Origin of the sequence: Rhodanobacter spathiphylli B39 (assembly GCF_000264295.1) — a bacterium.
GTDB lineage: Bacteria > Pseudomonadota > Gammaproteobacteria > Xanthomonadales > Rhodanobacteraceae > Rhodanobacter > Rhodanobacter spathiphylli.
Window position 1 is genome coordinate 1 of sequence record NZ_AJXT01000107.1, and the last position, 206, is coordinate 206.

Genomic DNA, 206 nt, shown 5'->3' on the forward strand with positions numbered 1-206 from the left:
CGCTGCCGCCGGCGTTCGCGCCGGTCAGGTTGTAGGTCTGGCTGCTGCCATGCACCGTGTCGTTGTGACCGCTGCCGGTCACCGATGTCACGCCGCTCCAGGTGCCACCAATGCCGGTCGTCGCGCCGCTGCCGTTGGACAGGTCCAACGACACCGCCGTGCCGTAGCTGGCGTAGTTCAGCGTCTGCGCCGCGACATTGCCGGCA

1 protein-coding gene is annotated in these 206 nt (G+C 68.9%); it reads right to left on the minus strand.

Features of this window, described 5'->3' with window-relative positions:
- Positions 1-206, minus strand: a 206-nt coding sequence (locus tag UU7_RS18740) for a hypothetical protein (RefSeq protein WP_007810789.1), incomplete at both ends; no start/stop codon positions are given.